Here is a 24,123-nt window from a genome sequence, read left to right as displayed (position 1 = left end):
CCTTGCCCTCTGCCCAAATACTCCCGCCGGAGGCCCCGGCCGGCAAGGGGCGTGCCGTTCAGATCGCCGCCGAATGCTGCGCCTTGCCCTGATGGTCATAAGCGTCAAAACCCCGCGCGATCATCCGCGTCAAAGGGCGGCCCTGCGGCAGGATGGTCAGGAAATCGTCATCCAGCGTCACCACCCCAGCAAATTCTTCGGCCACCCGGTTCAGCATCGCATCCACCACCGGGGCTTCAATGCCAAAGCCCGCCAGCTCCGCCCGGCTGACGCGGAAATCGCACATCAAAGCCTCGATGATCCGGGCGCGCAAACGGTCTTCGCCCGCAAAGACATGGCCCCGATGGGTCGAGAAATGCCCGGCGCGGATCGCCTGCGTGTGGTCCGAAGTGCCCGAAGCATTCTGCGCATAGCCCTGCGGAAAGCGCGAGATGGAGGAGGCGCCAAGCCCGACCAGGGTCGGCGCGGTGTCATCGGTGTAGCCCTGAAAATTCCGCCGCAGATGGCCGCTGCGCGCGGCCACGGCCAGCCCATCCGTGGGCTTGGCGAAATGGTCGATGCCGATCTCCTCATAGCCATCGGCCAGAAACAGATCGCGCGCCACTTCGTAAAGGTCCAGCCGCTCCGCAGGCGTCGGCATCGCGTCCGAGGGGATCATCTGCTGCCGCCGGCTCATCCACGGCACATGGGCATAGCCGTACAAAGCCACGCGGTCCGGCGCAAAGCTCAGCAGTTTCTGCACCGAATCCGCGATGCGCGCGCCGGTCTGATGCGGCAGGCCGAACAGGATATCGGCGTTCAGGCTCTTGATGCCGCGGGCGCGGATCATCTCCACCACATCCCGCGTCAGTTCGAAGCTCTGCTCGCGGCCGATGGTCTTCTGGATCAGCGGGTCAAAGTCCTGCACCCCGATCGAGGCGCGGTTCATCCCGGCCGCCGTCAGCGCATCCAGTCGGGCGGCGTCGATCTCATTAGGGTCGATCTCGACCGAGAATTCGGCCCCCGGCGCCAGCGGCGCCACCGCCAGGATTGCACCGGCAAGATCCCGAATCAGCTCTGGCGCGAGCATGGTCGGCGTGCCCCCACCCCAATGCAGCCGCGACAAAGTGACGCCCTCGGGCAGGTGCCGCGCCAGAAGTGCGATCTCGGCCTGCAACATTTTCGCATAGGCCACGACCGGATCGTCCGAGGTCGTCCCCTGCGTCCGGCAGGCGCAAAACCAGCACAACCTTCGACAGAAAGGCACATGCATGTACAAAGAAATCGAGGATCCGGGTGCAATCGCGCCAATCCACTCGGCAAAGAGGTCCGGTCCCACGCCGCCCGCGAACTGCGGCGCGGTGGGGTAGGACGTGTACCGAGGCACACGTGCGTCGAAAAGCCCGAAGCGGGCGAGTTGCGAATGACTGTTCATCGCGTTACGCTGCCGCATGCTTCCTGCGATTTCCTTGATCAGGATCAAACGAAAGGTTCGGCATGTCGCTTCATTCTCTGAAACTTGCACCGGAGGATTGCGGCGATTGTCCGATCCGGCACCGCGCCGTCTGCGCGCGCTGCGATGCGACCGAATTGTCCAAGCTGGAAGAGATGAAGTATTACCGCAGCTTCGAGGCCGGCCAGAACGTGGTCTGGTCCGGCGACCGGATGGACTTCGTGGCTTCGGTGGTGTCGGGCATCGCCTCGCTGTCGCAGACGATGGAGGATGGCCGCCGCCAGATGGTGGGCCTTCTGCTGCCGTCGGATTTCGTCGGCCGTCCGGGCCGGGCAATCGCCCCCTATGACGTCACCGCGACCACCGACCTTGTGATGTGCTGCTTCCGCCGCAAACCCTTTGAAGAGATGATGTCGCAGACCCCGCATGTCGCCCATCGCCTGCTGGAGATGACCCTGGACGAGCTGGACGCCGCGCGCGAATGGATGCTGCTTTTGGGCCGCAAGACGGCGCGGGAAAAGATCGCCTCGCTTCTGTCGATCATCGCCCGCCGCGATACCGGGCTGAAGGCGAAGTCCGCCAAAGGCCCGATCTCCTTCGACCTGCCCCTGACGCGGGAGGAAATGGCCGATTACCTGGGCCTCACGCTGGAAACCGTCTCGCGCCAGATGAACGCGCTGAAACGCGATGGCCTGGTGGAACTGGGCGACAAGCGCCGGGTCGTGGTGCCGAACTTCGACCGTCTGGTCGAGGAAACCGGCGACGATGCCGATGGCGGCTTCCTGTCCTGAGGCTTTCGCCCTAAGTTGCGCCCCGAAATGAGGGCTGCGATGCAAGACGACGAGACTCCGATCCTTCCCGGCCGCTCCCATGGCCGCCTGAGCGTGCAGGTCAGCGCCAAGCCCCGCGACCTGATGGAAGAGGTGCAGGTCAAGGGCGCCTTCACGGTCAAGGTCATCACCCTGTTCCCCGAGGCTTTCCCCGGCACGCTCGGCCTGTCGCTGACCGGCAAGGCGCTGGATCTTGGCCTCTGGCGGCTCCTGCCGATCGCGCTGCGCCCCTTTGGCGAGGGCAAGCACCGCAATGTCGACGACACCCCCGCTGGTGGCGGCGCCGGCATGGTCCTGCGCGCCGATGTCCTCGACAAGGCCCTGACCGAGGCGGCGCAAGGCGCCAACCCCGACCGCCTGAAATGGCCGCTGATCTACCTTTCGCCGCGCGGCAAGACCTTCGACCAGGCCATGGCCCGCCGTTTCGCTGCCTGTGACGGGTTGACCATGATCTGCGGCCGCTTCGAAGGCATCGACCAGCGCATCATCGACCACCACCAGATTGAAGAGGTGAGCCTCGGCGATTTCGTCCTGACCGGAGGCGAGATCGCGGCCCAGGCCATGCTCGACGCCACCGTGCGTCTTCTGCCCCGCGTCCTTGGCAATCAGGCCTCGACCGAGGAGGAAAGCTTCTCCGACGGCCTGCTGGAGCACCCGCAATACACCAAACCCGCCGAATGGCAGGGCCTGGCCATCCCCGAGGTCCTTCAGTCCGGCCACCACGGCGACATCGCCAAATGGCGCAAGGCGCAGTCCGAGGAGCTGACCAAGACCCGCCGCCCCGACCTCTGGCAGGCCTATATGCGGCGCAAGGCTCCGGGGAAGTAGGCGATACGTCAGCTTGGCGAGACCTCCTTGGCGCCCTGACGCGGCACGCGAGTTCTGCTACCGTGGATTGCATCGCAGACATGACGAAAGGGTGAGGGAATGCGGTTCGCTTTTGAAACTGCGGCGCCACGTGTCGGCGGGGAGCCGGTTCTTGACGGCGCCTATCGCCTGCACCGCGATGCAGACATCGCACGCTACACCAATTGCGCGGTGGAGGTTTTTCCGCGGAAGGCCCGGCAAATCGCCTGCTTTGGCGCCGATTGGATGGGTCGCCAATTCGCGCTTGATCGCTCGCGCATGGCGGGCGGCGAACCGCAGGTCACCCTCCTTGATCCAGAAACCCAGGAGATTTTCGAGATCCCCTGTGGATACAGGGAGTTCCACACCGGCGAGTTGTTTGGGCATCCCAATGAAACGGTCAACCACGACAGGTTCAAGGAATGGTTGGCCTCCGGAGGTCAATCGCCAAACTACGGAGAATGTGTGAGCTTCAAAGTGCCTTTGTTCCTTGGCGGCGCAGATACATTTGACAATCTCACCGTCTCTGACCTTGAAGTCTATTGGACCATCAACGGGCAAATCCTTGCGCAGATCGGCGATCTTCCGATGGGAACGGACATTGGCCCGTTCAGCATTTCAGATGCGTAGCACCAAGGCCAGGCCTCATACCGCGCGCCTCCGCCTCACCCCCTGCACCCCGCAGGATTGCCCCGATTTCGTGGCGCTGGAACAAGACCCCGAGGTCATGCGCTTTCTCAACGGCGGGTCTCCGGTCGACCGCGCCACCGCAGATCCCAAGGCAAACTTCCTGATGCCCAATGGCACCGAGCCCCATGTCTGGACCGCCCGCCGCCATGACGGGAGTTTCGTGGGCTGGTTCTGCCTTTGGCCCGCAGGCGATGGCACCGCCGAACTGGGCTATCGCCTGCGCCGGGCGGACTGGGGTCAGGGTCTGGCCGCCGAAGGGGCCGCGGCGCTGCGCGACTGGGGCTTCGCGGAGGCGGGATATGAGAAGATCCTCGCCTGCACCATGGCGGTGAACCACGGCTCGCGCCGGGTGATGGAAAAGCTCGGCATGACCTTTCTGCGCACCGACCACCCGGTTTTCGCGGACACCATCCCGGGGGCGGAGCAGGGCGAGGTCTGGTACCGGATCACGCGTCCCGCATCCTGCCCCTGATCAACCGTCCGCGCCCTGTCAGGCGGGGTGTTGCGCGGCGGAGAAATCCATCCGCCGCAGATCCTCCAGAATGCCGGGCCCCTTCGGCTCCCAGCCCAGCCTCGCTCGGGTCAGCGCGCTGGAGGCCGGCATGTCGAGCCCGATGAAATGCGAAAGCCAGCCGAAATGCGCCGCGGCCTCTTCCGGCGCGATGGAGGCTGTGGGCACACCAAGCCCCGCACCGATCACCTCGGCCAGGTCGCGGGCACGCACGCCTTCCTCTGCCACGGCGTGATAGCGGGCGCTGACCTCGGCATGGTCCAGCACCATCCGGTAAAGCTTCGCCACATCCAGCACATGCGCTGCAGGCCAGCGGTTGGCGCCATCGCCCACATAGGCCGCAACCCCCTTGGCGCGCGCCATTTCGACATAGGGGCTGATCAGACCCTGCTTGCGCGTGTCATGCACCTGCGGCAGGCGGACGACCGAGACATTCACGCCCCTTTCGCGCAGCGCGTTTCCGGCGATCTCGGATGCCGAACGCGGGTTCGGATGGTCGGGGTTGAACACATCCTCTGTCGCAGGCTGCCCGTGACCCGCATCCCCCATCCCGGTGCCGGAGGTGATGATCAGCGGCCGGTTCGATCCTTTCAGCGCCTCGCCCATCGCCGCGATCACCCGGCTGTCCTTCTGGCAGTTCGCCCCGAAATTCGCAAAGTTGTGGTCAAAGGCGGTGTGGATCACCGCATCGGCCCTGGAAGCCCCGGCGCGCAGCGTCTCGGGTTCTTCCAGCGTGCCGCGATGAACCTGCACACCGGCCGCCTCCAATGCGCGGGCGCCGCTGTCGGACCGGGTCATGCCCAGCACCTGATGGCCCGCCGCCAGCAGTTCCGCCACGATGTGAGAGCCGATGAAGCCCGTGGCTCCGGTGAGAAAGACAAGCATGGGGTATCCTTCCGTGTTGCTTGAACCCGGGTGTCGGCCTAATCTGGATCATGGTAAAGTAGTGACTTTATCATGGTATAATGATTGACAGGATCATCATGGCAGCCGAGATCAACCGCGACCTGGGCAATTTCCTGCGCGACCGCCGCATCCGGCTGGACCCGGCCAGCTTTGGCTTTCCCGCAGGGCGGCGGCGCACGCCGGGGCTGCGGCGCGAAGAGGTGGCCCAGCGCGCCAACATCAGCCCGACCTGGTACACCTGGCTGGAACAGGGCCGCGGCGGCGCACCCTCCGTCGACGTGCTGGACCGGATCGCGCGCGGCCTGATGCTGACAGAGGCCGAACGCGAACATCTCTTCATCCTCGCCTTCGGCCATGGACCCGAGGCGCGCTACAAGGGTTTTGAAGGCATCTCGCCCCGGCTGCAAAACGTGCTGGACGCGATGCCTGCCACACCGGCCATCCTCAAGACCGTCACCTGGGATGTGGTGGCCTGGAACCGGGCCGCGGCGCTGGTCCTGACCGATTATGCGGTGCTGCCTCCGGCCCGGCGCAACCTGTTGCGGATGATCTTCCTGGAACCGCGGATCCGCGCCAAGAACGAGGACTGGCCCGGCGTCGCCCGCTTTGCCGTCAGCGCCTTCCGGGCCGATGTGGCGCGGGCCGGCGCCTCGGCCGAGATCGCCCAGCTTGTGGCCGACCTGTCCCAGGCCAGCCCGGATTTCGACGCGCTCTGGCAGGCCCATGAGGTAGCCAGTTACGGCGAGGGCACCAAGCGCCTGTTGCATCCCGAGGTCGGCCTGATCGAGCTGGACTTCTCGACCTTTGCCGTCGATGGCCGCACCGATCTGACCCTGCTGGTCTTCACCCCGGCCAAAGAAGAAAGCGCGGCGCGGATTGCAAAGCTTCTGGGCGGGGTCCACGAGGCAAACGCTGTCCCGGGCTGATAGCCTCTGCCGCGGCCCTGCCCGTTCCGAGAAACCAGTTATGAGAAGCCAAGGGCCGCGCCCTCCCCTATCCCTTGCCCGACCACAGCAAGCGGAGAGCAAGGATGGGCCAACGGATAGGCGTGGACATCGGTGGATCCTTCACCGATGTCGCCATACTCGATGAAGAGACCAGGACAGTCAGGGCGCTCAAGGTCTTTTCCCGCCCCGACAAGCCGGGCGAAGAGATCGCCGCGGGTCTGAGGCTGGCCGGCGCGCGTTATGGCATGGACCCCGGCAACGTCAGCTATTTCACCCATGGCACGACGGGTGGGGGTCAACACGGTCATCCAGCGCAAGGGCATCCGGCTGGCCAAATCCAACGGCGGCATCATGAGCGCCGAGCAAGGTAAGACCGACTGCGTGTAGATGATCCTGTCCGGCACGGCTTCGGGCGTGATCGGCGCAAGCTTTGTCGCGAAGATCTGTAATCTGGCCGAATGCCTGAGCCTCGACATCGGCGGCACCTCGGCGGATGTGGCCCTGATCCTGAACGGTGTGCCACAATATGGAAACGGCGAATATATCGGCGAGCATCAGATCCATGTGCCGTCGATCTCGGTCACCTCGATTGGCGAGGGCGACGGCTCGGTCGCCTGGGTCGATGAATATGGCGTGTTGAAGATCGAGCCGGAAAGTGCCGGCTCCACCCCCGGCCCGGCCTGTTACGGGCGCGGCGGCGTGAAGCCCACGATCACCGACGCCTTCGCCGTCTGCGGCATCATCGGACTCGTGACACGGTTCGGCATCGACCCGCGCAGCACTTCGATGATGCCCTTCGGCGGCGCGGGTCCGATGATGGGTTGCCTGCTTGCACGCGAAATGGGGATGTCGGAAACCGTGATCCCCACCACGCCCGGCGCGCTTTCAGCGCTGGGCGGGCTGGTTGCCGGCTTCAAGAACGACTTCATCCGCACCGTCTATGCCGATCTCACCCAAGAGGCACTTCCCCAGGTCCGGAGTGTCTTTGCCGAACTGCACGCGGCGGGCGCAGCTTGGCTGCGGACCGACCAGGGCTATGAGGGCGAGGGGATTTTCACCTACTCCGCCGACATGCGCTATCGCGGCCAGTCTTAGGAGATCGAGACCGTTCTGCCAGCAGAAGCCGTGCTGAATGGCGATCTGACGGCGTTGGCGGAGGCGTTCCATCAGGCCCATGCGCGGGTCTACGGCCATGTTCAGCCGGGCGCACGGGTGCAGTTCGTCAACCTGCGGATGGTCGCGACCGGCCGCAATGACCTGCCGCACCTGCCGCGGATCGCCACCGCAAAGGGCGCTCCCACGCCGCTGCGCGAGATATCATGCTGGATCTCGGGCCGGTGGCGTCCGGTCGCGCTTTACGCCCGCGCGGACTTGTGCGCGGGGCACCGGTTCGCCGGGCCTGCGGTCATTGCTCAGGACGATATGACGACCTTCGTCCCCGAGGACTGCTCGGTCGAGGTCGATGCCTTTGGCGATCTTCGCGTCGGGAAGGATTAAGCCGATGCTGCAAACCAGAACACTCCATCGTGCGATGCTGCAGGTGCTGGCCGACTATTGCGCGGCAACCACCGAGGCCATGGCCCATACGCTGATGCCCACCGCCCATTCGAGTTTTGTCAAGGAGACCGAGGATTTCACCACCCAGCTTCTGACCCCGAAAGGCGAAACCTTTGCCTCGCCGAAGGGCCTGGGTGCCACCTGGTTCACGGGGCTCCACTATGGCCCGGCGTTGCGGCTGATCGAGACCCATGAAGAAAACGCGATCTACCTGACCTCGGACGCCTATTCGGGCCATGTGGCGACCCATGCGCCGGACGTGCACGCCCGGAAACCGGTCTTCTACCAGAAAGAGCTGATCTGCTTTGTCGCCTGCCACGTCCACAACACCGATGTCGGCGGCGCGGTACCTGCCTCGCTGTCGCGCAGGCTGGTCGAGGTGCCGCAAGAGGGCCTGCGCCTGCCGCCGATGAAGGTCTGGCATGATGGCGTCTTCGACAGGAACCTGATCCGCATCATCGAAACCCATGTGCGGATGCCGGAACAGAACTGGGGCGACCTGAATGCCCAGATCGCCCATCTGAACACCGGCGAGGCCAAGGTGCTGGAGATGATGAGGCGCTTTGGCGTCGACACCATCCGAAATTGCCAATCCGCACTGTTGAACCACGCCGAGGCTCAGGCCCGCAAGATCATGGCCGAAATCCCGGATGGCACCTATTTCTTCGCCGATTACGCCGATGAAGACAGCGACGGGGACGTGCCCTGCCGCGTGGTCATCACCCTGACCGTCAAGGGCGATATGCTGACGCTTGATTTCACAGGGTCCGACCCGCAACCGGGCTCGTCTCTCAACATGCCGACCGGGGGCAACCCTATATCAGCAATCCCGACCTGATGGAGCGCCTGCGCCGCAATGCCGCCCTGACGCCGCCCGACAAGACGACCTTTTACGTCGGCGGCGCTGCGGGCTACACCGATTACAAGACCCTGGCCGAGACGCGCGGCACATAGCCCCCGCCGTCGGCAGCGCTGGCCTGATCCTGCGCGCCGATGTCCTCGACAAGGAACTGGCCGAGGAACTGGCCATGACCTGCCGCCCCGACCTCTGGCAGGCCTTTATGTGCCGCAGGGGACCGGGGAGCCACAACGCAGCCTAAACGCTGGCACGTCGCTCCCAAGACCAGTTCCCCTTCTCTTCGCCCGGAAACAAGGCGCGCCAGCGCCGTCGGGCCGCGCCCGCCCTCCTCCCGGGCGGGAGCAGTTGAACCATAAAGCGCCTGGAACCAGCGTGGCTGCGCCCACCCGACGTCGGGCGCAGCCCTGTGTTGTGCGGGGGGCTTGGCGGTCGGCAAAGTGGCTATTGATGCCAATCACCGGAACGGGCAGGTTTGCCTTGGCTTAGCGAACCGGGGGCGCCAATGCTGCGATTGACCGTCAATGGGGTGGAACACAGGGTTGACAATGCCGAAGCCTTCGACCGCCTTTTGATGACACTTCAACGGCGCGATGACCTCGAATTGTGGGCATCCAACGACGGTCAATCAGCGCTTTGCGCTCTTCTAAATAAGCGGTCTGGCGTACTGATGTACCTTCGTTTTCCTGAGGATGTGGGATTCAGCTCGCGAAGTCCGACGAACATGTCACATGACGATGTCACCACCGCATTTGTTTTGGGGAACGCGCAGGTGGACACCTTCCCAACGTCGTGGACCGTGGGGCGACCTGCAGTCTTTGCAGCACTGTCGGATTTTGCGCGATCCGGTGAGAGACCGTCAGGCGTGAACTGGCACGACGATGGCGCGGCGTGAAAGGGCGGCAGCGTTGTCTGCCGAGCCTGCGTTCAAGCTAAACCTAGACCCGCACCCTCCCCCCTGCGCCCGTTGTCCCGGGCAGTCTTCCCATCGGACGCAATTCCTTTGGAGTTGGCGCTGGCCGAGGAACTGGCCATGATCCGCCTCCCCGACCTCTGGCAGGCCTTCATGCGCCAAAGGGGGCCGGGCAAGCAGGCGCGTCTCAGGTGAAGAGGAAATCCGCCGCGGTCAGCGCGCTGACCCGGGTATGTTCGACCAGCACTGACAGGCTGCCATATTCAACCAGAACGCCCGTGCCGCTTTGGGTCAGCGCCAGCTGTGCAAAAGAGGTCGGGCCCGAGGTATATTCGATGCGGTCGACGCCATCTTGAAAGTCGGTGATCCGGTCGTCGCCCGATCCGGTCTGAAACACGAAAACATCGCGCTTCAGATCGCTGCTGCCACCGGTCAGCACGTCATTGCCCGGCCCGCCCCCCAGACGGTCGGCACCGTGGCCGCCCTGCAGGGTGTCGTTGCCATAGCCGCCGGTCAGTTTGTCGCTGCCATAATTGCCCTGCAACAGATCGAAGCCCTGCTCGCCCGCGATCGTGTCGTTGCCAAAGCCGCCCACCAGCGTATCGCGGCCGCCGCCGCCCGACATTTGGTCATTGCCGCTGCGCCCCTCCATATTATCGGCGCTGGTGGAGTGCAGCTCGATCAGATCGTTCCCGGCCAGCATCTTGCTGAGCAAGGTTTCGTCATCGACACGGCTTTCGGTCAGCTGGGCTCTGTACAGATCGACCGCCGGGATCGAGAAGCCGCGGAACTCGAGGTTGTAATACCAAAGCCCGTCAGCATAGTTGTAGAACGTGTCATAGACCGCCGTCAGGGTGCCCGCGGTGATCGCACCGCCGGACAATCTGATGCCCGAGCCGAGCCAGAGCTCGACCTGCGGCAGGTCGGGCGTGCTGTAATCCAGGGCGAGAAGATCCTCATAGGTCCGGCCATGCACGGTCAGATAGGTGTTGTCGTAGAACAAGGCCGAGCTTGCCGCCTCGAACGATTCGTGAAAGTTGACGCCGCGCAGATCGACGGTGTTCCAGGCCCGAAATTCTGCCATTTCCTGCTCCTCCTGACGAAACGTCCCCCCTGGCTTGCGCCGATGCCAAGATTATGTGGCCCGGCAGGCCCCGACCGCATTGACCGCGCGCATATTTTGCCGCATAGGCAACCCGTTCACGGGGCAACCCGATGGACTCGGTTGCCTATGGTTTTGCGCCGCCCTTCTTCAGGCGGCAGGCCGCGGCGGTCGTATAGAACAGCAGGCCCCATCTCTGGCGGGGTTGCCCAAAAGGCAGCGACCCGGTTGAAGACCAGTAGCTCTGGTGCGGCATCACCTCTGCGGAAAACCGCAGGTAAATGGAGACAGGTATGAACCTGATCGCACAACTCGAAGCCGAGCAGATCGCTGCGCTTGGCAAGACCATCCCGGACTTCAAGGCCGGCGATACCGTGAAAGTCGGCTACAAAGTGACCGAAGGCACCCGCTCGCGCGTGCAGAACTACGAAGGCGTCGTGATCGGCCGCAAGGGCGGCGCCACGATCTCGGCTTCGTTCACCGTTCGCAAGATCTCGTTCGGCGAAGGCGTGGAACGTGTGTTCCCGCTCTACTCGACCAACATCGACTCGATCGAAGTGGTCCGCCGTGGCCGCGTCCGTCGCGCCAAGCTGTACTACCTGCGCGACCGTCGCGGTAAATCGGCACGGATCGTCGAAGACACCAATTACAAACCCAAGTCGGAATAAGGAACCGGACCATGAAAAAGGGCATTCACCCCGAATACCACATGATCACGGTCAAGATGACCGATGGCACGCTGTTCACCACCAAGTCCACCTGGGGCAAAGAGGGCGATCAGATGGCTTTGGACATCGACCCGCTGGCGCACCCGGCCTGGACCGGCCAGTCGGCCCGTCTGATGGACACCGGCGGCCGTGTTTCGAAGTTCAAGAACAAGTACGCGGGTCTGGCACTCTGATCTTGACCAGATGTTTGAAAGGCGCCTCTTCGGGGGCGCCTTTTGCATTGGTCTCACGGCTTTGTGAGGGACAGAGGCGGCGGCATCGGGCATCATCACGGCATGATCCGTCTTGCCCTTATGTTCCTCTTCGCCAGCCTTCTGCCCGCCGCGGCGCAGGAGGTCGTGGACAGTTTGCGCGGCGACTACGGCAGCGCCAGCGATCCCGCCACCTCTTGCGCGGCCAATCCTCACCATCTGGATTTCATGGCGCAGCCGCCCCATGCACTGTTTGACTGGACGAGGCCCTGGACCGACAATGACGGCTTTCCCGTCAGCCACCGGCGCTATGACATCCTGGACCTGTCGGAGACGACGCTGACCCTGCGCCGCGAGGGCGACACGGCGCGGACGGCCGATGGCGGCCGACCGATCTGGATCCTGCGGCAGACCACGTCGCCCGAGGGCTATTGCTGGGGCCGCGCCGACTGGCCCTCGGTCCATTGCGAGGATCAGCAGGTCCGTTGCGACAAGGCAACCTCCTGAGCCCCGATTTTTCTGCGAAAAATCCCGCCCTGCAACACTGTCGCGCCAAGGTGACGCCCGCCTGCGAAGCCGCCTTCCCTATCGGCCAAGCGCCGCTTATAGGGTGGAAAAAGGCTTGGGAGTGCTGGCATGGCGCATATCATCGTGGTGGGCAACGAAAAGGGCGGCTCGGGCAAATCGACCACGTCGATGCATGTGGCGACCGCGCTGTGCCGGATGGGCTTTCGCGTGGGCGCGCTGGACCTCGACCTGCGCCAGAAGAGCTTTGGCCGCTATGTCGAGAACCGCCTCGCCTATCTGGAGCGCACCGGGCTCAACCTGCCCTCGCCCGACTACCGCGACCTGCCCGAGATCGACCCTGCCCTTCTCGCCCCCGGCGAGAACGCCTTTGACCGCCGCCTGTCCGAAGCGGTGGCCGAGCTGGAATCCACCTGCGATTTCATCGTGATCGACTGCCCCGGCAGCCATACCCGCCTGAGCCAGGTCGCCCATTCGCTGGCCGATACCCTGATCACGCCGATGAACGACAGCTTTGTCGATTTCGACCTTCTGGCCCATATCGACCCGGAAACCAGCAAGGTCACCGGCCCCTCGATCTATTCGGAAATGGTGTGGAACGCGCGCCAATTGCGCGCCCAGGCCGGCCTGAGGCCCATCGACTGGATCGTCTTGCGCAACCGGCTTGGGGCGCAGCAGATGATCAACAAGAAGAAGGTCGGCGCGGCTTTGGAGGAATTGTCACGGCGGATCGGTTTTCGCGTCGCCCCCGGCTTTTCCGAGCGGGTGATCTTCCGCGAGCTTTTCCCGCGCGGCCTGACGGTCATGGACCTCAAGGACACCGGGGTCGATCAGCTGAACCTGTCCAATATCGCGGCCCGGCAAGAGGTCCGCGACCTGATCCACGAGCTCAGGCTCCCAGCGATTGAACAAGGCTCCGAAACAAGGCTTGCCTGACCTGACGGCGGCTTTCGCGCTTGCTGATCCGCTCCAGCCGCAGGGCGAAGGGGTCGGGCAGATCGGATTTGGGGGCAAACAGCCCGAACCTGGCAAGAAGCGCTTTTCCGATACCCATGGCCGTCTCCTCGTCGTGCATTGAGGTTAATGTTCTGCCGAACAACGGCAGGAAAGTGGCGGGGGCGGGGTCGAAAGGCGATTCCACCGCAGGTAGAAGAAACGATCGGTTTCCAGGGCCGCAACACTGCGCCGGGGCCGCTTGATCCGCGCCGCGCTGCGTGGCACCTCTGGGCGCGGAGGTGCCCGATGCCAAACCCGCTTTACGATGCGCTCTTTGCGCCACTTGCCGCGCGTGACAGCCGGCTGATGACCCTGGCCGATGGCCGCGAGATCAGCGGGCGCGCCTTTTTCGGCATGATCGGCCGCGCGGCCAACGCCTTGCGGGCGGCGGGCGTAGCGCCGGGCAACCGGGTGGCCGTCCAGATCGCCAAATCGCCCGAGGCGCTGGCGGTCTATGCCGCGACGGTCTCGATCGGGGCGATCTTCCTGCCGCTCAACACCGCCTATACCGCGCCGGAGGTCAGCTATTTCCTGAACGACGCGACGCCGGCCCTGTTCCTGTGCGACCCCGCGCGGGCCACGGCCTTGGCCGAAGTGGCGCGGGCCACCCGGCTGATGACGCTGGATGGCCAGGGCGGCGGCAGTTTTGGCGCGGCAATGGCCGAAGCCGAGCCCTCTTTTGCGCCCGAACCGCGCGACCCCGGTGATCTGGCGGCGATCCTTTACACCTCGGGCACCACCGGGCGGTCAAAGGGGGCAATGCTGAGCCATGGCAACCTTCTGTCCAACGCGGCGACGCTGGCGCAGCTTTGGCGCTTCACGGCAGCGGATGTGCTGCTGCATGCCCTGCCGATCTTTCACACCCATGGCCTGTTCGTCGCCTCCAACATCAGCCTTCTGACCGGCGGGTCGATGATCTTCCTGCCCGGCTTCGATCTCGACACCGTGCTGCGCCTGCTTCCGCAAGCCACCGCCCTGATGGGGGTGCCGACCTTCTACACCCGGATTCTGGACGACCCGCGCTTCACCCGTGATCTGGCGGCGGAGATGCGGCTTTTCATTTCCGGCTCGGCCCCGCTGCTGGCCGAAACCCACCGCAGTTTCGAGGCGCGGACCGGCCACCGCATCCTGGAACGCTACGGGATGACGGAAACCAACATGAACACCTCCAACCCTTACGAGGGCGAGCGGCGGGCCGGGACCGTGGGCTTCCCCCTGCCCGATGTGGAACTGCGCATCATGGCCGAGGGGCGCGAGGTGGCGCAGGGCGAGGTCGGCGTGATCGAGGTGCGCGGGCCGAATGTGTTTCAGGGCTATTGGCAGATGCCGGACAAGACCCGGGAAGAACTGCACGCGGATGGCTGGTTCATCACCGGGGACCTCGGCCAGATCGATGCCGACGGCTATGTGCATATTGTCGGGCGGGCCAAGGACCTCGTGATCTCGGGCGGGTTCAACATCTATCCGATCGAGGTGGAGATGCTGCTGGACGAAGCGCCCGGCGTCCTAGAAAGCGCCGTGATCGGCCTGCCGCATCCCGATTTCGGCGAGGTGGTCTTTGCGGTTCTGGTGCCGCAGAAGGGCGCGACCCTGGAGACGGAGACCGTGCTGGCCAGCCTGCAGGACAAGCTCGCCCGGTTCAAACAGCCGAAAGCCGCGGTGGTGGTGGCGGAATTGCCACGCAACACCATGGGCAAGGTGCAGAAGGCGGAATTGCGCAAGGCCTATGCCGGCTGGTTTGCGGGCTGAGGCCAGAGCTGAAGACCAGAGCGGGGGCCAGCCCCCGCACCCCCGGGATATTTATGGACCAATGAAAGAGTCAGGAGGCCGCGTCTTCGGAACTGGCACCTTCGGTGGACTCGTCGTCCTTGAGTTCACCTTCGAGGAAGCGTTCGAAAGCGTCGAGGTCGACCGGGTCGAACTGGCCGAAGCTCTGCATCCAGACCGAGGCCTCGCGCAGCGCGTCGGGTTCGAGTTTGCACCATTTCACCCTTCCGCGCTTTTCCTGGCTGATCAGGCCGGCGTCAGCGAGGATCGACAGATGCTTGGAAATCGCCGCCAGCGACATCTCGAAAGGTTCGGCCACATCGGTGACGGCCATGTCATCCTCGAGCAGCATGGCGAGGATGGCGCGGCGGGTCGGGTCGGCCAAAGCGGCGAAAGCCATGTCGAGCTTGTCTGTCATGGCGGCAGTATCGGGGGCGCGGCGAGCAAGGTCAACCGGATGGTTGAATATGCCAAAGGCCAAAAACCGGGGGCGAGGGCCTGAAAGGGCGGAAACCGCGCCTGACGAATTCCGTTTTATATCAGTACATTAAACCATTTCGTTCGCCCATTATCCTTGCTTGACTCAGGCGCCCCCACTCCCTAGGTTCCGCTCGAACGTGAAGAGGGCCTCATGGCACAAGATCCGGACCCCGAACGGCTGCGCGCGCTGGAAGAAAAGCTCGCCAAGCTGAAGGGCAAGGGTACGGCCAAAAGACCTGACACGGGCAAGAGTTTATCGCAGGGCGAAGTGGCCTGGAGGATGGTGCTGGAGCTGGTGACGGGCATGATGCTCGGGCTGGCGATCGGCTACGGTCTGGATGTTCTGTTCGGAACCCGGCCCTTCCTTCTGATCATCTTCGCGCTGCTCGGCTTTGCGGCCGGCATCAAGACGATGATGGGCACCGCGAAGCAAATGGCGAAAGATGCGGACAGATCCGCGACAGACGAGAGGGATTGAACGTGGCTCAAGAAGGCGGTCTTGTCATTGACCCGATGCACCAGTTCCAGATCGTTCCCTTGTTCGGGGAAGGTCCGCTGACCTGGTATACGCCCACCAACCAGACCCTGTGGCTGGGCCTGACCGTGCTGGCCGTCTCGCTGTTCCTGCTGCTGGGCTCGGCCCGGCGCTCGATCATCCCGGGCCGGCTGCAGTCGATGGGCGAAGTGTTCTACAGCTTCATCCATGACATGGTCGAAGACGTGACCGGCCATGAGGGGGCGAAGTTCTTCCCCTATATCATGGTGCTGTTTACCTTCATCGTGACCTCGAACCTTCTGGGCCTGATCCCCGGCTCCTTCGCCGCGACTTCGCATATCGCGGTGACGGCTTCGCTGGCGCTGGCGGTCTTCCTGACCGTGACGCTGGTCGGCCTCTACAAGAAGGGCATCGGCTTCCTCGGCATGTTCTGGGTCTCTTCGGCGCCCCTGGTGCTGCGCCCGGTGCTGGCCCTGATCGAGGTCATCTCCTACTTCGTCCGCCCCGTCAGCCACTCCATTCGTCTGGGCGGCAACATCATGGCCGGTCACGCCGTGATGAAAGTGTTTGCTGGCTTTGCCGGCGTGATGGGCGTGGCTTCGGTCGTGCCGATCGCCGCCATCGCCGCGATCTACGGCCTCGAAATGCTGGTGGCCGTCGTCCAAGCCTATGTTTTCGCTATCCTGACCTGTGTGTACCTGCGCGACGCCGTCGGCGAAGCCCACCACTAAGTCAGTTCACTTCATCCTCATCGCAATCCTCAAGAATCCAATCCAAGGAGAATACCAATGACCGGCGATCTCGTTCAATTCGCACTGATGGGCAAATATATCGGTGCTGGTCTGGCCACCATGGGTCTCGGCGGCGCTGGCGTCGGCGTGGGTATCGTGGCCGGCAACTTCCTGTCGGGCGCTCTGCGCAACCCCTCGGCCGCTCCGGGCCAGACCGCCAACCTCTTCGTCGGCATCGCCTTCGCCGAAGCTCTGGGGATCTTCTCGTTCCTCATCGCTCTGCTGCTGATGTTCGCAGTCTGATCCTTTCACGGATCTGATCAACGGCCGGATGGGGGTTTCCCTGTCCGGCCGGGTTCCTTCCAAGCCCGTTCCGTCATCGGAGGACGCCATGTCTACAACGGAAACCGTGGCCGGCGCTGCGGGTGAGGCTGCCGAAAAGGGCATGCCGCAACTGAATTTTGCGACCTGGCCGAACCAGATCTTCTGGCTTCTGGTCGCTCTGGTCATTCTCTACGTCGTCGTGACCAAGATCGCGATGCCGCGGATCGCCTCGGTTCTGGCCGAGCGCAAGGGCACGATCGGCAACGATCTGGCTGCCGCGGAAGAGCTGAAGTCCAAGGCCAAGGCCGCCGAGAAGGCCTATAACCTGGCGCTGGAACAGGCCCGGGCTGAAGCCACCAAGATCATCGCCGCCACCAAGGCCGAGATCCAGAAAGACTTGGATGCCGCCATGGCCAAGGCCGATGCCGAGATTGGCGCCAAGGCCGCCGAAAGCGAAAAGCGCATCGCCGAGATCCGCGCCGGTGCCGTCGATGCCGTGGCCGAAGTGGCCCGTGACACCGCCGGTGCTTTGGTTGTGGCTTTGGGCGGTCATGCGGATGCGGGGGTCATCGAGGCCGCTGTCTCTGCCCGGTTGAAAGGGTAAATCCATGAAAAAGCTGTTGACCTCGGCCGCTTTTGCCCTGCTCGCCGCCCCAGCCTTCGCTTCGGAAGAGGGCCCCTTCTTCTCGCTCCGCAACGCGGAATTCGTGGTCGGCGTTGCCTTCCTCGTCTTCATCGCGGTTCTGATCTACCTGGGCGTGCCCAAGAAGATCGGCGCCATGCTGGACAAGCGCGCGGCCGACATCAAGTTCGAGCTGGAAGAAGCCAAGCTTTTGCGCGACGAGGCCAAGACCCTGCTCGCCTCCTACGAAGCCAAGCAGCGTGAAGTGCAGGCCCAGTCCGAGCGCATCATCGCTACCGCCAAGGAAGAGGCGCAAGCCGCTGCCAACCAGGCCAAGGCCGATCTGCAAAGCTCGATCGCGCGCCGGATGCAGGCCGCTGGCGAACAGATCGAATCCTCGGTGAAAGCCGCCGAACGCGCCGTGCGCGACCAGGCGATCACCGTGTCGGTCGCCGTCGCCGCCGAAGTGCTGAAGCGCCAGATGACCGCCGAGCAAGCCTCGATCGCGATCGACTCCTCGATCGCCCAGGTTGCGGCCAAGCTGCACTGAACGCCGGCAAGTCCAGGTACTGCCAATGAAAAAGGCCCGGAGGAAACTCCGGGCCTTTTCCTTGTCTGTCGCTCGCTCAGCGCGGGCGGATGATGATCTCGACGCGGCGGTTCATCGCGCGACCCGAGGCCGAGGCGTTGGAGGCCACCGGCTGATCCTCGCCGCGACCATAGGTCGAGATGCGGCGCGAGGGGACGCCGGCGCCGACCAGAACGTTCGCGACCGAATAGGCGCGGCGTTCGGACAGGTCCTGGTTCGCGGCAGCCGAGCCGACGTCGTCGGTGTGACCCACGACTTCGATATTGCTGCTCGGATAGCTGATCAGGTTGGCCGCGATCGAACGGATCTCGCGCTGCAGATCGGGGCGCAGCGATGCGCTGCCGGTGGCGAACAGCACGTCATCGGGCAGGTTGACCAGAAGGTAGCCGCCCATATTGGTGACGGTCACGTTCGGGTTGCCCAGACGGTTGCGCATGTCGGCCGCCTGCTGATCCAGCGAGCCGCCGATCATGGTGCCGGCGATGCCGCCGATGATGGCGCCATGCAGGGCGCCGTTCTTGTCATTCTTGAACGCGCTGCCGATAGCGGCACCGCCCAGAGCGCCCAGAAGGGCACCATTCTGGGCCCGGTAGTTCGGGTCTTGAATACGGGTGGCCCGATCCTCACAGGCCGACAGGCCCATTGCGGCGACGATCGCCAGTGTGATGGAAGGTTTCAACATGATGAATAGACTGCCTCTGCTGACTGAGCCGTGACGACGGCTACCCACTCGACTATACCACCCGCCGGGCGGGCGTTATATCCGGACCACGGCTTGCGCGGCAAATTGCCCATCACAAGAGTGTCACCCGTAAAACGCATCCGTGGCGTTCCGGTTCCCTGGGCGCTGCAGAATTTCGCGCCTCAGGCGGCCGCGTCCTTCCGCGCGGCCTCCCACGCGAGGATGGCGCGCTTGACCGGCAGGCCCCAGTGATAGCCGCCGAGGCCCCCCGATTTGCGCAAGGCACGGTGGCAGGGGATCAGCAGGCTGATCGGATTGCGCCCGACCGCGGTGCCCACCGCCCGCACCGCCTGCGCATGCCCGACCGCCCCGGCCAGTTCCGAATAGGTCGTGACATGGCCCGAGGGGATGCGCAGCAGCGCCTCCCAGACCTTGATCTGGAAGGGCGCGCCGATCAGGTACAGGGGCGCCGCCTCCCCACCCAGCGCCGCCAGAACCCAGGGCCGCAGCATCATCGGGTCCTCGATGAAACGGGCCTTGGGCCAACGCCCCACCAGATCTTCCAGCGCCGCCGCCTCGCCCATATCCGCCGCAAACCCCATGCCGCAGATGCCCCGCTCGGTGCCCATGACGATGGCCGGGCCGAAGGGGCTGTCGAACCAGCCCCAGTAGATCGTCAGCCCCGCGCCGCCCCTGGCATAGTCGCCGGGGCTCATCGCCTCCCAGGTCAGGAACAGGTCGTGCAGCCGCGAAGGGCCCGAAAGCCCCGCCGCCAGCGCCGTATCCAGCACCGTGAACCGGTCCGCCAACAGGGCCTTGGCATGGTCCAGCATCAGATATTGCTGATACCGCTTCGGCGAGACGCCGACCCAGGCCGAAAACACCCGCTGGAAATGCGCCGCACTCATGCCCATCCGGCCCGCCAGCGCCTCCAGCGTCAGGCCCGGCCCGGCTTGGTCGATCTCCCGCAGGGCGCGGGCGATCACCGCGTAATGATAGCTTTCTTCGGTCATTCTCGCCTCCATGGCCCCAAACTAAGCCGCAGCTGCCGCAGAAAACACCCGAATCCTGCGCAAATGCTTGCCGTAGGACGCGCGCCAAGGCATATCCCGGCCATGAGCGCGCAACTCCCCTATGCCACGATCCGCCAGATCTTTCAGACCTTTCAGGCGCTGGACCCTGCGCCGATGGGCGAGCTCAACCACACCAATGCCTATACCCTGCTGGTCGCCGTGGCTCTCTCGGCACAAGCCACCGATGTCGGGGTGAACAAGGCCACCAAGGCGCTGTTCGAGGTCGCCGATACGCCGCAAAAGATGCTGGCCCTGGGGGAAGAGGCGCTGATCGGCCATATCAAGACCATCGGCCTGTTCCGCAACAAGGCCAGGAACGTGATCCGCCTCAGCCAGATGCTGATCGACGATTTTGACGGCCAGGTCCCCTCCTCCCGCGCCGCCCTGCAGCGGCTGCCGGGTGTCGGGCGCAAGACGGCCAATGTGGTCCTCAACATCTGGTTCCACTACCCCGCCCAGGCCGTCGACACCCATCTCTTCCGCGTCGGCAACCGCACCGGCATCGCCCCCGGCCGCGACGAACTCGCCGTCGAACGCGCGATCGAGGATAACATCCCGGTGGAGTTCCAGATCCATGCCCACCACTGGCTCATCCTGCATGGCCGCTACATCTGCACCGCGCGGAGCCCGAAATGCGGGACCTGCCCGATCCGCCTCTATTGTCTGTTCGAGGATAAAACATGAAGAAATACCAGGTCGTCGGCATCGGGAATGCCATCGTCGATGTCTTCTCCGCCGCCGATGACAGCTTTCTGGAGCTGATGGGGATCCAGAAAGGCATCATGCAGCTGGTCGAGAAAGACCGTGGCGAGATGCTTTACGGCGCCATGAAAGACCGCGTGCAGGCGCCCGGCGGCTCGGTCGCCAATACCTTGGCGGGTCTGGGCAACCTCGGGCTTTCCACCGCCTTCATCGGCCGCGTGCATGACGACGCGCTGGGCCGCTTCTACGCCAGCCACATGGCCGAAAACGGCACCGATTTCGTCAATCCTCCCGTGCCGGGGGGCGAACTTCCCACCTCGCGCTCGATGATCTTCGTGGCGCCGGATGGCGAGCGCAGCATGAACACCTACCTCGGCATCTCCTCTGAACTCGGCCCGCAGGACGTGGCGGATGATGTAGCAGGTCAGGCCGGGATTCTCTTCCTCGAAGGCTATCTCTACGACAAGCCCAAGGGCAAACAGGCTTTCGAGCGTGCTGCCAAGCTTTGCCAGGCCGCCGGCGGCAAGGCCGGCATTGCGCTGTCAGACCCTTTCTGCGTCGACCGCCACCGCGACGACTTCCGCCGCCTGGTCAAGGATCTGGATTATGTGATCGGCAACGAACACGAATGGGCCTCGCTCTACCAGACCGACCTGTCCTCGGCCCTGGAACAGGCCGCACAGGATGCCGGCATGGTCGCCTGCACCCGCTCCGGCCATGAAGTCATCATCTGCCGCGGCGAGGAACAGGCCGTGGTCCCGGTCCGCCGCATCGTGCCCGTCGATGCCACCGGCGCCGGCGACCAGTTCGCTGCGGGCTTCCTCTACGGCATCGCCACCGGCCAGGACCTTGCCACCTGCGGCCGCATGGGCTGTGTGGCCGCAGCCGAAGTCATCTCCCACTACGGCGCCCGCCCCGAGACCGACCTCAAGGCCCTGTTCCGCAAGGAAGGCCTGATCTGACCGAACAGATCGCCCCCCCGGCCCCCCCTTTCATTGGTCCATAAATATCCCACGGGAGGGTCTGGGAGGGTGTGAAACCCTCCCAGCCGGGTCCGCCGAGCGCCCTACTCGCCCAGCTTGGCGTGCACCTCGTCCAGATCGACCTCCCCCTTGGGCATCTTGTTGCCCGGATTGTCGAAGTCATATTTGAACAACTGGAAATCGCGCTTGTAGATTTCCCACATCAGGTGCTTGGACAGATCGTCGAAGTAATCCTCGACCGGATGGGCGCGCTTCGGCCCATGGCCTTCGCTCTCGTTGAAGCGCGGAATGGTCTTGAGGTCGATCTTGTGCTTCGGTTTCATCTTCTTGACGACTTCGGCCATGCCCTCATCGAATTTCTCGGTGAAGATGATCTTGTTGTAGCGCCCGCCGTTGACGATGAAGGTCGAGATATGGCCCGCCATCGCCGACCAGTGGATATCGGGCTCCATCGGTTTCTTGAAGCGGATGGTGTCGCGAGCGAACAGCAGAAAGCGCCGGAAGCTGGCGATCTGGTCGAACTCCTGCTTACCGTCGTCGCCGCCGACCTCGATCCCGTATTTCTGCACCAGCGTCGGCACCAGATTGCCGCGATAGCGTTTGCCGTTGCGCTGGATGCCGCAGACCTTGTCGAAAAAGCTCGACAGGATGCGGGTATAGGGGTTCCTCACACAGGTGAAGGCGTAGGTCTTGTGACCCTTCACCGCCTTCTCGATCGCGGGCTGGCTCGCCTCCTGGGCCCATTTGTGCAGGCCCTTGGTCGAATCGTGGATGTCGCCATCGAAAAAGCTGCCGTGATCGGCGTAGAACATGATCTGCCCGATGGTCGAACAGGCGCATTTGGGCACCACGCGGTACACAACGCTGTCACTTTCGGTCATCCAGGTGCCGGGAAAACCCATATGCTCTTGCTCCTTGGCGATTTTGGCGGCGGTTTTGGCACCTTTGCCATGCAACCGGGGAAATTCTACGGCGAAAAGAGCAAAGAAACTCTGTCTTTTCAATGTCCAATACCGCTAATTAAGGCAAGACCCTCAGGCCAGCGGCACGGATTGCTCCCCATATGGCGAAAATCGCTTATATTCTTCTCTGCCACAAGGACCCGGAAGGCATCATAGCACAGGCCGAAAGGCTGACGGCGGCGGGCGATTTCATCGCGATCCACTTCGACGCCCGCGCCAGGCGCGAGGATTTCGAGAAGATCCGCGACGCCCTGGCCACCAACGCCGCCGTGACCTTCGCCGCCCGCCGGCTCAAATGCGGCTGGGGCGAGTGGAGCCTGGTGGACGCGACCCTCGCCGCCGTCGAGGCCGCGGTCGAGGCCTTCCCGCGCGCCAGCCATTTCTACATGCTGTCGGGCGATTGCATGCCGACCAAGACGGCGGAATATGCCCATGATTTCCTCGACGCCAAGGACTGCGACTATATCGAGAGCTTCGACTTCTTCGCCTCGGACTGGATCAAGACCGGGATCAAGGAAGAACGGCTGATCTACCGCCACTGGTTCAACGAGCGCACCCAGAAATGGCTGTTCTACACGTCGATGGAATGGCAGAAAAACCTCGGCCTGACCCGCAAGGTGCCGGCCGATCTGCAGATGATGATCGGCAGCCAATGGTGGTGCCTGCGCCGCCGCACGATCGAGATGGTGCTGGAGTTCTGCGCCAAGCGTCCCGACGTGATGCAGTTCTTCCGCACCAGCTGGATCCCGGACGAGACCTTCTTTCAGACCATCGTGCGCCACCTGGTTCCCGACAGCGAGATCATGGCCCGCACGCTGACTTTCCTCATGTTCACCGACTACGGCCTGCCGGTCAGTTTCTATAATGACCAGTACGACCTGCTGATCAGCCAGGACTACCTCTTTGCCCGCAAGATCAGCCCCGACGCGAAAGAGCTGAAGCTGCGGCTCGGCAGCCTTTATTCGGCGACCGGCATCAATTTCGGCATCTCGAACGAGGGGCGCACGCTTTTCAAGTTCCTCGTCGGCCGCGGCCGGATCGGCCGCCGCTTCGCCCCGCGCTTCTGGGAGACGGAAAGCTCGCTTGGCCGCCAGCGCACGCTTCTGATGGTGACCTGCAAGAAATGGCATGTGGCCAAGCGCCTGGTCGAACGGATCCGTCAGGTCACCCATATGCCCGCCGTGGACTACCTCTTCAACGAGGCCGCCACGCCCCTGCCCGATCTGGGCGGCATCCAGACCACGCTGGAGAAACGCACCCGCCACCGCCGCGCGCTGGTGCGGATGCTGTTCGACTACTGGCAATCGGATGTGCTGGTGGTCTGCATCGACCCGGCCAACACCGACCTCATGCAGGATTTCTACAACGACAAGGCCAAGGTCAGGCTGTTGGAGATCGAATGCGACTTCACCGATGACTATCTGATCGGCCATGCCAAGCGCGTGGGCCTTGCCGCCGACCGCACCCCGCAGGAGGTCATCGACCGGCTCCTGCCGACGATCCGCTATGACGTGCGCTTTGAATCCGACCGCATCCGCGACGCGGGCTTTGCCGGTTTTTATCAGCTGCGCCAAAGCGCCTCGGTCGCGGAAAACACGGTGCCTCTGGCCGAGTTTCTTGATATCCCCGAGGCGCAGGCGCGCGAGATCGCCGCCACCCATTACCTTTTCGTGGATTGACCC

Annotated in this window: 29 protein-coding genes and 1 pseudogene; 23 read left to right on the top strand and 7 right to left on the bottom strand. The window is 63.9% G+C overall.

Annotated elements, in window-relative coordinates; translation table 11 throughout:
- Positions 1-58: 58 nt before the first annotated feature.
- Positions 59-1,414 carry an oxygen-independent coproporphyrinogen III oxidase gene (gene hemN / locus AC1DVR_RS18480; RefSeq protein ID WP_478002094.1) on the bottom strand — a complete coding sequence of 452 codons (1,356 nt, stop codon included), beginning with the start codon at positions 1,412-1,414 and terminating at the stop codon, positions 59-61.
- A gap of 62 nt (positions 1,415-1,476) precedes the next feature.
- On the opposite strand from hemN, the gene fnrL reads away from it, so the two are divergent.
- From fnrL to AC1DVR_RS18460, 4 genes are all read left to right on the top strand, one after another.
- The gene (fnrL, locus tag AC1DVR_RS18475) at positions 1,477-2,223 is read left to right on the top strand and encodes a transcriptional regulator FnrL (RefSeq protein WP_478002076.1); all 747 of its coding nucleotides are present in this window, start codon (positions 1,477-1,479) and stop codon (positions 2,221-2,223) included.
- A 39-nt stretch (positions 2,224-2,262) separates the two neighbouring features.
- Positions 2,263-3,090, top strand: coding sequence for a tRNA (guanosine(37)-N1)-methyltransferase TrmD (gene trmD, locus AC1DVR_RS18470; RefSeq protein ID WP_478002075.1), 828 nt, complete (start codon positions 2,263-2,265; stop codon positions 3,088-3,090).
- Positions 3,091-3,189: 99 nt separating this feature from the next.
- Positions 3,190-3,738, top strand: a complete 549-nt coding sequence (locus AC1DVR_RS18465; protein WP_478002074.1) for a T6SS immunity protein Tdi1 domain-containing protein — start codon at positions 3,190-3,192, stop codon at positions 3,736-3,738.
- Positions 3,731-4,270, top strand: a complete 540-nt coding sequence (locus AC1DVR_RS18460) for a GNAT family N-acetyltransferase (protein ID WP_478002073.1) — start codon at positions 3,731-3,733, stop codon at positions 4,268-4,270. The genes AC1DVR_RS18465 and AC1DVR_RS18460 overlap by 8 nt, the downstream gene beginning before the upstream one ends.
- Positions 4,271-4,288: 18 nt before the next feature.
- Here AC1DVR_RS18460 and AC1DVR_RS18455 read toward each other — a convergent pair whose 3' ends face one another.
- Positions 4,289-5,194 (bottom strand): SDR family oxidoreductase, encoded by a 906-nt coding sequence (locus AC1DVR_RS18455; RefSeq protein WP_478002072.1) that lies wholly within the window; start codon positions 5,192-5,194, stop codon positions 4,289-4,291.
- Positions 5,195-5,274: 80 nt separating this feature from the next.
- Between AC1DVR_RS18455 and AC1DVR_RS18450 the strand changes: the two genes are divergently transcribed.
- The 6 genes and pseudogenes from AC1DVR_RS18450 to AC1DVR_RS18425 all read left to right on the top strand — a co-directional run bounded on the left by AC1DVR_RS18450 (position 5,275) and on the right by AC1DVR_RS18425 (position 9,470).
- Positions 5,275-6,141 (top strand): helix-turn-helix transcriptional regulator, encoded by an 867-nt coding sequence (locus AC1DVR_RS18450; RefSeq protein WP_478002071.1) that lies wholly within the window; start codon positions 5,275-5,277, stop codon positions 6,139-6,141.
- Between the two features lie 104 nt (positions 6,142-6,245).
- Positions 6,246-6,392, top strand: a pseudogene (locus AC1DVR_RS18445) (hydantoinase/oxoprolinase N-terminal domain-containing protein); the annotation flags it as partial.
- Positions 6,393-6,549: 157 nt separating this feature from the next.
- Entirely contained in the window at positions 6,550-7,257 is a 708-nt protein-coding gene (locus AC1DVR_RS18440) for a hydantoinase/oxoprolinase family protein (RefSeq protein ID WP_478002070.1), read from the top strand.
- A 30-nt stretch (positions 7,258-7,287) separates the two neighbouring features.
- Positions 7,288-7,659: a hypothetical protein gene (locus AC1DVR_RS18435; protein ID WP_478002069.1), complete on the top strand. Its 372-nt coding sequence runs from the start codon at positions 7,288-7,290 to the stop codon at positions 7,657-7,659.
- A 4-nt stretch (positions 7,660-7,663) separates the two neighbouring features.
- The gene (locus tag AC1DVR_RS18430) at positions 7,664-8,557 is read left to right on the top strand and encodes a hydantoinase B/oxoprolinase family protein (protein ID WP_478002068.1); all 894 of its coding nucleotides are present in this window, start codon (positions 7,664-7,666) and stop codon (positions 8,555-8,557) included.
- A 523-nt stretch (positions 8,558-9,080) separates the two neighbouring features.
- Positions 9,081-9,470 carry an Imm1 family immunity protein gene (locus tag AC1DVR_RS18425; protein WP_478002067.1) on the top strand — a complete coding sequence of 130 codons (390 nt, stop codon included), beginning with the start codon at positions 9,081-9,083 and terminating at the stop codon, positions 9,468-9,470.
- 205 nt (positions 9,471-9,675) lie between these two features.
- On the opposite strand, the gene AC1DVR_RS18420 is transcribed toward AC1DVR_RS18425, so the two are convergent.
- The gene (locus AC1DVR_RS18420) at positions 9,676-10,572 is read right to left on the bottom strand and encodes a calcium-binding protein (protein WP_478002066.1); all 897 of its coding nucleotides are present in this window, start codon (positions 10,570-10,572) and stop codon (positions 9,676-9,678) included.
- A 311-nt stretch (positions 10,573-10,883) separates the two neighbouring features.
- Between AC1DVR_RS18420 and rplS the strand changes: the two genes are divergently transcribed.
- The 5 genes from rplS to AC1DVR_RS18395 all read left to right on the top strand — a co-directional run bounded on the left by rplS (position 10,884) and on the right by AC1DVR_RS18395 (position 14,779).
- Positions 10,884-11,258, top strand: a complete 375-nt coding sequence (gene rplS, locus AC1DVR_RS18415; protein WP_478002065.1) for a 50S ribosomal protein L19 — start codon at positions 10,884-10,886, stop codon at positions 11,256-11,258.
- A gap of 11 nt (positions 11,259-11,269) precedes the next feature.
- Positions 11,270-11,491: a 50S ribosomal protein L31 gene (gene rpmE, locus AC1DVR_RS18410; RefSeq protein WP_478002064.1), complete on the top strand. Its 222-nt coding sequence runs from the start codon at positions 11,270-11,272 to the stop codon at positions 11,489-11,491.
- A 102-nt stretch (positions 11,492-11,593) separates the two neighbouring features.
- The gene (locus AC1DVR_RS18405; RefSeq protein WP_478002063.1) at positions 11,594-12,016 is read left to right on the top strand and encodes a hypothetical protein; all 423 of its coding nucleotides are present in this window, start codon (positions 11,594-11,596) and stop codon (positions 12,014-12,016) included.
- Positions 12,017-12,145: 129 nt separating this feature from the next.
- A complete protein-coding gene (locus tag AC1DVR_RS18400; protein WP_478002062.1) occupies positions 12,146-12,970 on the top strand; it encodes a division plane positioning ATPase MipZ in 825 nt (274 codons plus the stop codon).
- Positions 12,971-13,276: 306 nt separating this feature from the next.
- Entirely contained in the window at positions 13,277-14,779 is a 1,503-nt protein-coding gene (locus tag AC1DVR_RS18395) for a malonate--CoA ligase (protein WP_478002061.1), read from the top strand.
- 70 nt (positions 14,780-14,849) lie between these two features.
- Here AC1DVR_RS18395 and AC1DVR_RS18390 read toward each other — a convergent pair whose 3' ends face one another.
- Positions 14,850-15,215 carry an ArsR/SmtB family transcription factor gene (locus AC1DVR_RS18390; RefSeq protein ID WP_478002060.1) on the bottom strand — a complete coding sequence of 122 codons (366 nt, stop codon included), beginning with the start codon at positions 15,213-15,215 and terminating at the stop codon, positions 14,850-14,852.
- A 213-nt stretch (positions 15,216-15,428) separates the two neighbouring features.
- On the opposite strand from AC1DVR_RS18390, the gene AC1DVR_RS18385 reads away from it, so the two are divergent.
- The 5 genes from AC1DVR_RS18385 (at position 15,429) to AC1DVR_RS18365 (ending at position 18,000) form a co-directional block, all read left to right on the top strand.
- Positions 15,429-15,755 (top strand): AtpZ/AtpI family protein, encoded by a 327-nt coding sequence (locus AC1DVR_RS18385; protein ID WP_478002059.1) that lies wholly within the window; start codon positions 15,429-15,431, stop codon positions 15,753-15,755.
- 35 nt (positions 15,756-15,790) lie between these two features.
- The gene (locus AC1DVR_RS18380; protein ID WP_478002093.1) at positions 15,791-16,504 is read left to right on the top strand and encodes a F0F1 ATP synthase subunit A; all 714 of its coding nucleotides are present in this window, start codon (positions 15,791-15,793) and stop codon (positions 16,502-16,504) included.
- Between the two features lie 57 nt (positions 16,505-16,561).
- The gene (locus AC1DVR_RS18375) at positions 16,562-16,807 is read left to right on the top strand and encodes a F0F1 ATP synthase subunit C (protein ID WP_478002058.1); all 246 of its coding nucleotides are present in this window, start codon (positions 16,562-16,564) and stop codon (positions 16,805-16,807) included.
- A gap of 88 nt (positions 16,808-16,895) precedes the next feature.
- Positions 16,896-17,432, top strand: coding sequence for a F0F1 ATP synthase subunit B' (locus AC1DVR_RS18370; protein WP_478002057.1), 537 nt, complete (start codon positions 16,896-16,898; stop codon positions 17,430-17,432).
- Between the two features lie 4 nt (positions 17,433-17,436).
- On the top strand, positions 17,437-18,000 hold the full coding sequence (locus AC1DVR_RS18365; RefSeq protein ID WP_478002056.1) for a F0F1 ATP synthase subunit B family protein: 564 nt from the start codon (positions 17,437-17,439) through the stop codon (positions 17,998-18,000).
- A 76-nt stretch (positions 18,001-18,076) separates the two neighbouring features.
- Here the strand turns inward: AC1DVR_RS18365 and AC1DVR_RS18360 are convergent, their stop codons facing one another.
- Both AC1DVR_RS18360 and AC1DVR_RS18355 read right to left on the bottom strand, forming a co-directional pair.
- Positions 18,077-18,721 carry a YiaD family glycine zipper/OmpA-like lipoprotein gene (locus AC1DVR_RS18360; protein ID WP_478002055.1) on the bottom strand — a complete coding sequence of 215 codons (645 nt, stop codon included), beginning with the start codon at positions 18,719-18,721 and terminating at the stop codon, positions 18,077-18,079.
- Positions 18,722-18,903: 182 nt separating this feature from the next.
- The gene (locus AC1DVR_RS18355) at positions 18,904-19,734 is read right to left on the bottom strand and encodes a methylated-DNA--[protein]-cysteine S-methyltransferase (protein WP_478002054.1); all 831 of its coding nucleotides are present in this window, start codon (positions 19,732-19,734) and stop codon (positions 18,904-18,906) included.
- Between the two features lie 102 nt (positions 19,735-19,836).
- Between AC1DVR_RS18355 and nth the strand changes: the two genes are divergently transcribed.
- A complete protein-coding gene (nth, locus tag AC1DVR_RS18350; RefSeq protein WP_478002053.1) occupies positions 19,837-20,478 on the top strand; it encodes an endonuclease III in 642 nt (213 codons plus the stop codon).
- Positions 20,475-21,458, top strand: coding sequence for an adenosine kinase (locus tag AC1DVR_RS18345; protein WP_478002052.1), 984 nt, complete (start codon positions 20,475-20,477; stop codon positions 21,456-21,458). The genes nth and AC1DVR_RS18345 overlap by 4 nt, the downstream gene beginning before the upstream one ends.
- A gap of 104 nt (positions 21,459-21,562) precedes the next feature.
- On the opposite strand, the gene AC1DVR_RS18340 is transcribed toward AC1DVR_RS18345, so the two are convergent.
- Positions 21,563-22,381, bottom strand: a complete 819-nt coding sequence (locus tag AC1DVR_RS18340; protein WP_478002051.1) for a sulfotransferase family protein — start codon at positions 22,379-22,381, stop codon at positions 21,563-21,565.
- A gap of 161 nt (positions 22,382-22,542) precedes the next feature.
- Between AC1DVR_RS18340 and AC1DVR_RS18335 the strand changes: the two genes are divergently transcribed.
- Complete coding sequence (locus AC1DVR_RS18335) at positions 22,543-24,120, top strand: DUF5928 domain-containing protein (protein ID WP_478002050.1); 1,578 nt, start codon at positions 22,543-22,545, stop codon at positions 24,118-24,120.
- Positions 24,121-24,123 lie beyond the last annotated feature (3 nt).

Source organism: Rhodobacter sp. P2_H5, from assembly GCF_056403335.1.
Note: the sequence above shows the minus strand (reverse complement) of the source record. Positions and strands in the feature narration are given on the sequence as shown.

Bases quoted from the DNA above. Each gene is read 5' to 3' on its own strand.
- AC1DVR_RS18440 (WP_478002070.1), top strand. From the start codon at position 6,550: ATGATCCTGTCCGGCACGGCTTCGGGCGTGATCGGCGCAAGCTTTGTC.
- AC1DVR_RS18420 (WP_478002066.1), bottom strand. From the start codon at position 10,572: ATGGCAGAATTTCGGGCCTGGAACACCGTCGATCTGCGCGGCGTCAAC.
- AC1DVR_RS18405 (WP_478002063.1), top strand. From the start codon at position 11,594: ATGATCCGTCTTGCCCTTATGTTCCTCTTCGCCAGCCTTCTGCCCGCC.
- AC1DVR_RS18345 (WP_478002052.1), top strand. From the start codon at position 20,475: ATGAAGAAATACCAGGTCGTCGGCATCGGGAATGCCATCGTCGATGTC.
- AC1DVR_RS18365 (WP_478002056.1), top strand. From the start codon at position 17,437: ATGAAAAAGCTGTTGACCTCGGCCGCTTTTGCCCTGCTCGCCGCCCCA.
- AC1DVR_RS18340 (WP_478002051.1), bottom strand. From the start codon at position 22,381: ATGGGTTTTCCCGGCACCTGGATGACCGAAAGTGACAGCGTTGTGTAC.
- fnrL (WP_478002076.1), top strand. From the start codon at position 1,477: ATGTCGCTTCATTCTCTGAAACTTGCACCGGAGGATTGCGGCGATTGT.
- AC1DVR_RS18400 (WP_478002062.1), top strand. From the start codon at position 12,146: ATGGCGCATATCATCGTGGTGGGCAACGAAAAGGGCGGCTCGGGCAAA.
- AC1DVR_RS18455 (WP_478002072.1), bottom strand. From the start codon at position 5,194: ATGCTTGTCTTTCTCACCGGAGCCACGGGCTTCATCGGCTCTCACATC.
- AC1DVR_RS18460 (WP_478002073.1), top strand. From the start codon at position 3,731: ATGCGTAGCACCAAGGCCAGGCCTCATACCGCGCGCCTCCGCCTCACC.
- trmD (WP_478002075.1), top strand. From the start codon at position 2,263: ATGCAAGACGACGAGACTCCGATCCTTCCCGGCCGCTCCCATGGCCGC.
- AC1DVR_RS18450 (WP_478002071.1), top strand. From the start codon at position 5,275: ATGATTGACAGGATCATCATGGCAGCCGAGATCAACCGCGACCTGGGC.
- AC1DVR_RS18360 (WP_478002055.1), bottom strand. From the start codon at position 18,721: ATGTTGAAACCTTCCATCACACTGGCGATCGTCGCCGCAATGGGCCTG.
- AC1DVR_RS18385 (WP_478002059.1), top strand. From the start codon at position 15,429: ATGGCACAAGATCCGGACCCCGAACGGCTGCGCGCGCTGGAAGAAAAG.
- AC1DVR_RS18370 (WP_478002057.1), top strand. From the start codon at position 16,896: ATGTCTACAACGGAAACCGTGGCCGGCGCTGCGGGTGAGGCTGCCGAA.
- AC1DVR_RS18425 (WP_478002067.1), top strand. From the start codon at position 9,081: ATGCTGCGATTGACCGTCAATGGGGTGGAACACAGGGTTGACAATGCC.
- rpmE (WP_478002064.1), top strand. From the start codon at position 11,270: ATGAAAAAGGGCATTCACCCCGAATACCACATGATCACGGTCAAGATG.
- AC1DVR_RS18380 (WP_478002093.1), top strand. From the start codon at position 15,791: ATGCACCAGTTCCAGATCGTTCCCTTGTTCGGGGAAGGTCCGCTGACC.
- AC1DVR_RS18335 (WP_478002050.1), top strand. From the start codon at position 22,543: ATGGCGAAAATCGCTTATATTCTTCTCTGCCACAAGGACCCGGAAGGC.
- AC1DVR_RS18355 (WP_478002054.1), bottom strand. From the start codon at position 19,734: ATGACCGAAGAAAGCTATCATTACGCGGTGATCGCCCGCGCCCTGCGG.
- AC1DVR_RS18465 (WP_478002074.1), top strand. From the start codon at position 3,190: ATGCGGTTCGCTTTTGAAACTGCGGCGCCACGTGTCGGCGGGGAGCCG.
- AC1DVR_RS18430 (WP_478002068.1), top strand. From the start codon at position 7,664: ATGCTGCAAACCAGAACACTCCATCGTGCGATGCTGCAGGTGCTGGCC.
- AC1DVR_RS18375 (WP_478002058.1), top strand. From the start codon at position 16,562: ATGACCGGCGATCTCGTTCAATTCGCACTGATGGGCAAATATATCGGT.
- AC1DVR_RS18390 (WP_478002060.1), bottom strand. From the start codon at position 15,215: ATGACAGACAAGCTCGACATGGCTTTCGCCGCTTTGGCCGACCCGACC.
- rplS (WP_478002065.1), top strand. From the start codon at position 10,884: ATGAACCTGATCGCACAACTCGAAGCCGAGCAGATCGCTGCGCTTGGC.
- nth (WP_478002053.1), top strand. From the start codon at position 19,837: ATGAGCGCGCAACTCCCCTATGCCACGATCCGCCAGATCTTTCAGACC.
- AC1DVR_RS18395 (WP_478002061.1), top strand. From the start codon at position 13,277: ATGCCAAACCCGCTTTACGATGCGCTCTTTGCGCCACTTGCCGCGCGT.
- hemN (WP_478002094.1), bottom strand. From the start codon at position 1,414: ATGAACAGTCATTCGCAACTCGCCCGCTTCGGGCTTTTCGACGCACGT.